Genomic DNA, 9,068 nt, shown 5'->3' with positions numbered 1-9,068 from the left:
TAACCCGTGTGGGGTAGCCGTAGCGAAAGCGAGTCCGAATAGGGCGAATGAGTCGCGCGCCCAAGACCCGAAGCGGAGTGATCTAGCCATGGGCAGGTTGAAGCGGAGGTAAGACTTCGTGGAGGACCGAACCCACCAGGGTTGAAAACCTGGGGGATGACCTGTGGTTAGGGGTGAAAGGCCAATCAAACTCCGTGATAGCTGGTTCTCCCCGAAATGCATTTAGGTGCAGCGTCGCGTGTTTCTTGCCGGAGGTAGAGCACTGGATAGGCGATGGGCCCTACCGGGTTACTGACCTTAGCCAAACTCCGAATGCCGGTAAGTGAGAGCGCGGCAGTGAGACTGTGGGGGATAAGCTCCATGGTCGAGAGGGAAACAGCCCAGAGCATCGACTAAGGCCCCTAAGCGTACGCTAAGTGGGAAAGGATGTGGAGTCGCAGAGACAACCAGGAGGTTGGCTTAGAAGCAGCCATCCTTGAAAGAGTGCGTAATAGCTCACTGGTCAAGTGATTCCGCGCCGACAATGTAGCGGGGCTCAAGCGTACCGCCGAAGTCGTGTCATTCCCGTGTGAAGCCCTAACGGGTGCGGGGATGGGTAGGGGAGCGTCGTGTGCCGGGTGAAGCGGCGGCGGAAGCCAGTCGTGGACGGTACACGAGTGAGAATGCAGGCATGAGTAGCGATACACACGTGGGAAACGTGTGCGCCGATTGACTAAGGGTTCCTGGGTCAAGCTGATCTGCCCAGGGTAAGTCGGGACCTAAGGCGAGGCCGACAGGCGTAGTCGATGGACAACCGGTTGATATTCCGGTACCCGCTTTGAAACGCCCAGTATCGAACCCTCTGATGCTAAGGCCGTGAAGCCGTCCTGGAGCCTTCGGGCAAAGGGGAGTGGTGGAGCCGCCGGTCCAAGGTGGTAGTAGGTAAGCGATGGGGTGACGCAGGAAGGTAGTCCAGCCCGGGCGGTGGTTGTCCCGGGGTAAGGGTGTAGGGCGTGTGATAGGCAAATCCGTCACACATTAAGTCTGAGACCTGATGCCGAGCCGATTGTGGTGAAGTGGATGATCCTATGCTGTCGAGAAAAGCCTCTAGCGAGTTTCATGGCGGCCCGTACCCTAAACCGACTCAGGTGGTCAGGTAGAGAATACCGAGGCGTTCGGGTGAACTATGGTTAAGGAACTCGGCAAAATGCCCCCGTAACTTCGGGAGAAGGGGGGCCACAACTGGTGAGGGAACTTGCTTCCTGAGCTGGGGGTGGCCGCAGAGACCAGCGAGAAGCGACTGTTTACTAAAAACACAGGTCCGTGCGAAGCCGTAAGGCGATGTATACGGACTGACGCCTGCCCGGTGCTGGAACGTTAAGGGGACCGGTTAGTCACATTTCGGTGTGGCGAAGCTGAGAACTTAAGCGCCAGTAAACGGCGGTGGTAACTATAACCATCCTAAGGTAGCGAAATTCCTTGTCGGGTAAGTTCCGACCTGCACGAATGGCGTAACGACTTCTCGACTGTCTCAACCATAGGCCCGGTGAAATTGCACTACGAGTAAAGATGCTCGTTTCGCGCAGCAGGACGGAAAGACCCCGGGACCTTTACTATAGCTTGATATTGGTGTTCGGTTCGGCTTGTGTAGGATAGGTGGGAGACTGTGAAGTCATGGCGCCAGCCATGGTGGAGTCGTCGTTGAAATACCACTCTGGTCGTGCTGGATGTCTAACCTCGGTCCGTGATCCGGATCAGGGACAGTGTCTGGTGGGTAGTTTAACTGGGGCGGTTGCCTCCTAAAGAGTAACGGAGGCGCCCAAAGGTTCCCTCAGCCTGGTTGGCAATCAGGTGTTGAGTGTAAGTGCACAAGGGAGCTTGACTGTGAGACTGACGGGTCGAGCAGGGACGAAAGTCGGGACTAGTGATCCGGCGGTGGCTTGTGGAAGCGCCGTCGCTCAACGGATAAAAGGTACCCCGGGGATAACAGGCTGATCTTCCCCAAGAGTCCATATCGACGGGATGGTTTGGCACCTCGATGTCGGCTCGTCGCATCCTGGGGCTGGAGTCGGTCCCAAGGGTTGGGCTGTTCGCCCATTAAAGCGGTACGCGAGCTGGGTTTAGAACGTCGTGAGACAGTTCGGTCCCTATCCGCTGCGCGCGTAGGAATATTGAGAAGGGCTGTCCCTAGTACGAGAGGACCGGGACGGACGAACCTCTGGTGTGCCAGTTGTCCTGCCAAGGGCATGGCTGGTTGGCTACGTTCGGAAAGGATAACCGCTGAAAGCATCTAAGCGGGAAGCCTGCTTCGAGATGAGTATTCCCACCCCCTTTGAGGGGTTAAGGCTCCCAGTAGACGACTGGGTTGATAGGCCAGATGTGGAAGCCCGGTAACGGGTGGAGCTGACTGGTACTAATAGGCCGAGGGCTTGTCTAATTATTTTTGCTTCGCGTCCACTGTGTAGTTCTGAAGTAACGAACCGTGATGATACCCGGTTGGTTAACTTCATAGTGTTTCGGTGGTCATAGCGTTAGGGAAACGCCCGGTTACATTCCGAACCCGGAAGCTAAGCCTTTCAGCGCCGATGGTACTGCAGGGGGGACCCTGTGGGAGAGTAGGACGCCGCCGAACAATTATTACGAGGCCTGACCTCGGATCTTCGATCCGAGGTCAGGCCTTTTTGTCGTCTGGGGTAGGGTCGGGTGGAATCATCGGCACGTACATACAGGAGGGGCCCCCCGGTGGAGGTCCAGGAGACAAGGGTGCAAACGGATCGGATCTTCACGATCCCCAACATCCTGAGTATGGCCCGCCTGGCGGGCGTGCCGGTGTTCCTGTGGCTGATCCTGTGGCCCGAGTTCGGCGGGCCGAAGGCCGACGGATGGGCCCTGCTGGTGCTCGCGCTCAGCGGTATCAGCGACTATCTGGACGGCAAGCTCGCGCGTCGGTGGAACCAGGTCAGCAATCTCGGCCGGCTCCTCGACCCGGCCGCGGACCGGCTGTTCGTCGTCTCCACACTGATCGGGCTCACCTGGAGGGACATCCTCCCCTTGTGGCTGCCGTTGCTGCTGTTGGCCCGAGAGGTGATGATGGGGGTAATGCTCCTGATCCTCCGGCGGAACGGATACGGACCGCCGCAGGTGAACTTCGTGGGCAAGGCCGCCACCTTCAACCTGATGTACGCCTTCCCGCTGTTGTTGCTGAGTGACGGCAGTGGATGGCTCGCTACGCTGGCCGCGATCTGCGGATGGGCGTTCGCCGGATGGGGTACAACTCTGTACTGGTGGGCAGGGATCCTCTATGTAGTGCAGGTCCGCAGATTGGTGCGGATGGACGCCAAGGCTGATTGAGCCGCAAGGAGGACTTTTCCGACATGAAGGCCGTCGTGATGGCCGGCGGTGAAGGCACACGCCTTCGCCCTATGACCTCGAGTATGCCCAAGCCCCTGCTGCCGGTTGCGAACCGGCCGATCATGCAGCACGTGCTGACGCTGCTCAAGCGGCACGGTCTCACCGAGACCGTGGTGACCGTGCAGTTCCTCGCCTCTCTCGTCAAGAATTACTTCGGGGACGGCGAAGAACTTGGCATGGAGCTCACCTACGCGAACGAGGAAAAGCCACTCGGGACAGCCGGGAGTGTGAAGAACGCCGAAGAGGCGCTCAAGGACGACTCCTTCCTTGTGATTTCGGGCGACGCCCTCACGGACTTCGACCTCACCGAGCTCATCGAATTCCACAAGGAGAAGGGCGCACTCGTCACCGTATGCCTGACGCGGGTGCCCAACCCGCTGGAGTTCGGCATCACGATCGTGGATGACGAGGGCAAGGTCGAACGCTTCCTGGAGAAGCCGACCTGGGGCCAGGTCTTCTCCGACACCGTCAATACGGGTATCTACGTCATGGAGCCCGAGGTCTTCGACTACGTGGCCGCCGACACGTCCGTCGACTGGTCGAGTGATGTCTTCCCGCAGCTGATGAAGGAAGGCAAGCCGGTCTACGGCTTCATCGCCGAGGGCTACTGGGAAGACGTCGGCACGCATGAGAGCTACATCAAGGCGCAGGCGGACGTCCTCGAGGGCAAGGTCGACGTCGACCTCGACGGCTTCGAGATCTCGCCGGGCGTCTGGGTCGCCGAGGGCGCCGAGGTCAGCCCCGACGCCGTCCTGCGCGGACCCCTGTACATCGGGGACTACGCGAAGGTCGAGGCCGGCGCGGAGATCCGCGAACACACCGTCATCGGCTCCAACGTGGTCGTCAAGTCCGGGGCGTTCCTGCACAAGGCCGTGATCCACGACAACGTCTACGTCGGCCAGGGCACGAATCTGCGCGGCTGCGTGGTCGGCAAGAACACCGACATCATGCGGGCCGCCCGGATCGATGACGGGGCCGTGATCGGTGACGAGTGCCTGATCGGCGAGGAGTCGGTCATCGCGGGCAACGTCCGCGTCTATCCGTTCAAGACCATCGAGGCCGGCGCGTTCGTCAACACGTCGGTCATCTGGGAGTCGCGGGGCCAGGCGAACCTGTTCGGTGCGCGCGGTGTCTCGGGAATCCTCAACGTCGAGATCACCCCGGAACTCGTCGTGCGGCTGGCCGGCGCCTACGCCACCACGCTGAAGAAAGGTTCCACCGTCACCACCGCGCGAGACCACTCGCGTGGCGCGCGAGCGCTGAAGCGCGCGGTGATCTCGGCCCTGCAGACCAGTGCCATCGACGTCCGGGACCTGGAGAACGTCCCGCTGCCGGTGGCCAGGCAGCAGACGGCGCGCGGCGCCGCCGGCGGCATCATGATCCGCACGACCCCGGGCACGCCGGACTCCGTCGACATCATGTTCTTCGACGAACGCGGCGCGGACCTGTCGGCCGGCGGGCAGCGCAAACTGGACCGGGTCTTCGCCCGCCAGGAGTACCGGCGCGCCTTCCCCGGCGAGATCGGTGACCTGCGCTTCCCCTCGAGCGTCTTCGACTCCTACACCGGCTCGCTGCTGCGGGAGATCGACACCTCCGGCGTCGCGGAGTCCGGGATCAAGGTCGTCGTGGACGCGGCGAACGGCAGCGCCGGCCTGGTGCTGCCGAGCCTGCTCGGACGGCTGGGCGTCGACGCCTTCACCATCAACCCCGGGCTGAACGAGGCCCGGCCCACGGAGACTGCGGAGGAGCGCCGGTCCGGGCTGGTGCGGCTGGGCGAGATCGTCGCCTCGGCGCGCGCGGCCTTCGGCGTGCGCTTCGACCCGGTCGGCGAGCGGCTGTCGCTGGTGGACGAGCGCGGCAAGATCGTCGAGGACGACCGCGCGCTGCTGGTGATGCTGGATCTGGTCGCGGCCGAGCGGCGCAGCGGACGGGTGGGACTGCCGGTCACCACGACCCGTATCGCCGAGCAGGTGGCGGCGTACCACGGCACGCAGGTGGCGTGGACGACGACGTCGCCCGACGACCTCACGCGGGTCGGCCGGGAGGAGAGCACGATCTTCGGCGGAGACGGCCGGGGCGGCTTCATCATCCCCGAGTTCAGCAGCGTCTTCGACGGGTCGGCGGCCTTCGTGCGGCTGATCGGCCTGGTGGCCCGTACGCAGCTCACGCTCAGCCAGATCGACGCCCGGATCCCGCACGCCCATGTGCTGCGGCGCGACGTGGCGACGCCGTGGGCGGTCAAGGGGCTCGTGATGCGAAGCGTGGTCGAGGCCGCGGGCGACCGGTCGGTGGACACCACCGACGGTGTCCGGGTCGTGGAAGCCGACGGCCGCTGGGTGATGGTCCTGCCCGACCCCGCGGAAGCGGTCACCCATCTGTGGGCGGAAGGTCCGGACGACGCCTCCGCGCAGGCGCTGCTCGACGAGTGGGCGACCATCGTGGAGGGCGCGGGTCACTGATTCCGGGCCCGAACGGCGCGCCGCGAGGGGGCCGTTCGAGTGGAGCGGCCCCGACGTGCAACGATGTGCGGCATGCCGCAGCAGCACCAGGATGGGAGCAGCCCCAGCCCGAACGCCCCGCCACGGCGCCCCGACGCCTCGATGTCGCTGTTGACCAACGTCATGGATCACAGCCTCGACGACGGCTACGCGGAGGCGGCGGAGCGTCGTGGCGTGGTGGGCAGCTCACGGCTGCCCACCACGCTGCGGGCCAAGCTGGGGCTGGCCGTGGGGTTGGTGCTGGCCGCCCTCGTCGTCACCCTCGGGGCCGCGCAGGCGAACGTCGCGGCGCCCACGGTGGCGCTGGAGCGGCAGAAGCTGATCGAGCGCATCCAGAGCGGCACGAGCGACGCGGACGGTCTGCAGAAGAACGTGGACCGGCTGCGGGACGAGGTCGACGCGAAGCAGCGCGCCGCCCTGGGCGACACGGGCGGCGGCAGTACCGCCCTGGTGGCGCTGGAGGCGGGCGCCACGCCCGTCAAGGGTCCGGGGGTGAAGCTGGTCGTCGACGACGCCAAGGAGGCGTCGACGGGGAACGGCGGCGGCCCCCGGGAGAGCAACGGTTTCTCCGACACCGGGCGCGTGCGCGACCGTGACATGCAGCGGGTCGTCAACGGGCTCTGGGCGTCGGGGGCCGAGGCGATCTCCGTCAACGGCCAGCGCCTGACGGCGCTGTCGGCGATCCGCGCCGCCGGGGACGCCATACTGGTCGACAACAAGCCGCTGGCGCCCCCGTACACGGTGCTGGCGATCGGGGACGGGCAGCGGCTGGCCACGGCCTTCCAGGAGAGCGCGGACGGGCAGTACCTGCACGTGCTGCAGGAGAGCTACGGGATCCGCACCAGCATCTCCGCGCAGGACGAGGTGCGGTTGCCGGCCGCCCCCAGTCTCATCGTGCGCTACGCCAAGCCGGTGCCCGGCAATACGAAGCCAAACGCCGCCGAAAACGCCGTCGAAACAGGGAAGGGTACGAAGTGATCGCCGTACTGGGCCTCGTCGTGGGAGTCGTGGTCGGACTCGTGGTCCGCCCCGTCGTGCCGACCGTGGTCGAGCCCTATCTCCCGATCGCCGTCGTCGCCGCGCTCGATGCCGTCTTCGGCGGTCTGCGGGCGATGCTCGACGGGATCTTCGACGACAAGGTGTTCGTCGTCTCCTTCCTGTCCAACGTGGTGGTGGCCGCGCTGATCGTGTTCCTGGGCGACAAGCTCGGCGTCGGCGCCCAGCTGTCCACGGGCGTGGTCGTGGTCCTGGGCATCCGCATCTTCTCCAACGCGGCGGCCATCCGCCGCCACGTCTTCCGGGCGTGATCGGCGTATGAGCGACGAAGAACGTTCCGAGCGCCCCACGACGCCCGAGCCGGCGGGCGTGCCCGAAGAGAAGGGTGTGCCCGAGCCGGGCGGCGTGCCGACGCCGCCCGGGACGCCCTTGCCGCCCGAGGTGCCCACTGCCGCTCCCGAACCCGAACCCGGGCCCGTGAAGCGGGCGTCCGGCGAGACGGGCCGGCAGCGGCTGCTGGCGGGGTTGTGGCCGCCGCGGATGTCACGGGCGCAGCTCATCGTCGCGCTGCTGCTGTTCGTGCTGGGTCTGGGCCTGGCCATCCAGGTGCGCTCCACCAGTGACAGCGGGGCCCTGCGGGGCGCCCGCCAGGAGGACCTGGTGCGCATCCTGACCGAGCTCGACAACAGGACGCAGCGGCTGCAGGACGAGAAGCGCCGGCTGGAGACGCAGCGCTCGGAGCTGGAGACCAGCTCCAACCAGGCCGAGGAGGCTCGCAAGCAGACCGAGCAGAAGGCGCAGCAGCTCGGTGTGCTCGCCGGTACGGTCGCCGCGCAGGGCCCCGGCATCAATCTGACGATCGCGGACCCCAAGGGCGGCCTGGAGGCGGACAAGCTGCTGGACACCCTGCAGGAGCTGCGGGCGGCCGGCGCCGAGGCGATCCAGATCAACGACGTCCGGGTCGTGGCGGACACGTACTTCACCCAGGGTTCGGACGGCGTCGAGATCGACGGCCACAAAGTCGCCCAGCCCTACCGGTTCAAGGTCATCGGAAACCCGCAGGACCTGGAGCCGGCGCTCAACATTCCCGGCGGAGTGGTGCAGACTTTGAAGAAGGAGCAGGCCACGGCGGAGGTCGTCCGGTCTGAGAAGATCGTCGTGGACGCCTTGCGGCCATCGAAGCAGCCTGACTACGCTCGGTCGTCATCGCAGTGACGCGGGGGGTCGGCACATGCTCGGGGTGGTCCGTGTTGGAAACTGTGTGTAGCGAGGGTTCGTCCTGCCCCACGGGCGGGTCTGTTTCGGTCAAGGGGAAGCGCCCGTGAAGTTGTTTTGGGAAGTTGTTCGGCAAGAGCGCGCGGCAGGCCAAGGCGGCCGGCGATCCCGCCACCGCGCGCCATCGTGCCCCGCGCCATGGGCAGGAGGACGGGCCGGTCGAGGAGCGGCCGCTGTTCCGCGATGAGCCTGTCGGGGGACGTAGCGACATTTCGGGCGGACAAGGTGTGGCGTCTGTTGACCCTGCCACGTCCGGCCGCATAGGTTTCGGGGAACCATCAACCTCAAGTACGGGTGGAGGGTTTCCCTCCGGTGCGTACGCTTCGAACATCCCCGCGGGCGATCCGCGGCAGGAGGCTCAGTCCATGACGGCCTTGCCGGTATGCACGAGGTGCGGGCACACCAATGCGGAGGCGAGCCGCTTCTGCTCCAACTGCGGTGCGCCGCTGCGCGCCGGGGCTCCGTCAGAACGGCCGTCGGAGACCACGTCCACGATCTCGATCTCGGGTCTCGAGGCCTACGAGGCCGAGGCGACGGGTCAGACCATGACGCCGTCGCTGTCCCCCGAGGCCCAGGCGGCGGTGGACGCGCTGCCGATCGGTTCCGCCCTGCTGGTGGTGCGCCGCGGTCCGAACTCGGGCAGCCGCTTCCTCCTGGACGGCGAGCTGACCACGGCCGGCCGTCACCCGCAGAGCGACATCTTCCTCGACGACGTCACCGTCTCGCGCCGGCACGTGGAGTTCCGCCGTGCGGGTGACGGTGGCTTCACGGTCTCGGACGTGGGCAGCCTCAACGGCACGTACGTCAACCGGGAGCGGATCGACGCGGTGTCCCTGGCCAATGGCGACGAGGTCCAGATCGGCAAGTACCGACTGGTCTTCTACGCGAGCCAGCGGGGCATCTGACTTC

The 9,068-nt window shown here is 65.3% G+C and carries 6 protein-coding genes and 2 rRNA genes (1 of these 8 running past the window's edge); all 8 read left to right on the top strand.

Translation table 11 applies throughout. The features are described 5' to 3' along the window. Positions 1 to 2,416, top strand: a 23S ribosomal RNA gene (locus M2266_RS04100); it begins 707 nt to the left of the window's first position. 78 nt (positions 2,417 to 2,494) lie between these two features. Then, positions 2,495 to 2,611, top strand: a 5S ribosomal RNA gene (gene rrf, locus M2266_RS04095). A gap of 110 nt (positions 2,612 to 2,721) precedes the next feature. Continuing rightward, positions 2,722 to 3,330, top strand: coding sequence for a CDP-alcohol phosphatidyltransferase family protein (locus M2266_RS04090; RefSeq protein WP_277436871.1), 609 nt, complete (start codon positions 2,722 to 2,724; stop codon positions 3,328 to 3,330). Between the two features lie 23 nt (positions 3,331 to 3,353). Beyond that, positions 3,354 to 5,849 carry a mannose-1-phosphate guanyltransferase gene (locus tag M2266_RS04085; RefSeq protein WP_277436870.1) on the top strand — a complete coding sequence of 832 codons (2,496 nt, stop codon included), beginning with the start codon at positions 3,354 to 3,356 and terminating at the stop codon, positions 5,847 to 5,849. Between the two features lie 63 nt (positions 5,850 to 5,912). After that, on the top strand, positions 5,913 to 6,866 hold the full coding sequence (locus M2266_RS04080) for a DUF881 domain-containing protein (RefSeq protein WP_277436869.1): 954 nt from the start codon (positions 5,913 to 5,915) through the stop codon (positions 6,864 to 6,866). Continuing rightward, the gene (locus M2266_RS04075) at positions 6,863 to 7,195 is read left to right on the top strand and encodes a small basic family protein (RefSeq protein WP_030364457.1); all 333 of its coding nucleotides are present in this window, start codon (positions 6,863 to 6,865) and stop codon (positions 7,193 to 7,195) included. The genes M2266_RS04080 and M2266_RS04075 overlap by 4 nt, the downstream gene beginning before the upstream one ends. Positions 7,196 to 7,202: 7 nt before the next feature. Beyond that, positions 7,203 to 8,099, top strand: coding sequence for a DUF881 domain-containing protein (locus M2266_RS04070; protein WP_277436868.1), 897 nt, complete (start codon positions 7,203 to 7,205; stop codon positions 8,097 to 8,099). A 125-nt stretch (positions 8,100 to 8,224) separates the two neighbouring features. Beyond that, the gene (locus M2266_RS04065) at positions 8,225 to 9,064 is read left to right on the top strand and encodes an FHA domain-containing protein (protein ID WP_346780865.1); all 840 of its coding nucleotides are present in this window, start codon (positions 8,225 to 8,227) and stop codon (positions 9,062 to 9,064) included. Positions 9,065 to 9,068 lie beyond the last annotated feature (4 nt).

The sequence above is a fragment of the Streptomyces sp. SPB162 genome (genome assembly GCF_029504575.1).
Classification (GTDB): Bacteria; Actinomycetota; Actinomycetes; order Streptomycetales; family Streptomycetaceae; genus Actinacidiphila.
Note: the sequence above shows the minus strand (reverse complement) of the source record. Positions and strands in the feature narration are given on the sequence as shown.

Coding starts and splice junctions, on each gene's coding strand:
- M2266_RS04080 (WP_277436869.1), top strand. CDS start 5,913: ATGTGCGGCATGCCGCAGCAGCACCAGGATGGGAGCAGCCCCAGCCCG.
- M2266_RS04070 (WP_277436868.1), top strand. CDS start 7,203: ATGAGCGACGAAGAACGTTCCGAGCGCCCCACGACGCCCGAGCCGGCG.
- M2266_RS04085 (WP_277436870.1), top strand. CDS start 3,354: ATGAAGGCCGTCGTGATGGCCGGCGGTGAAGGCACACGCCTTCGCCCT.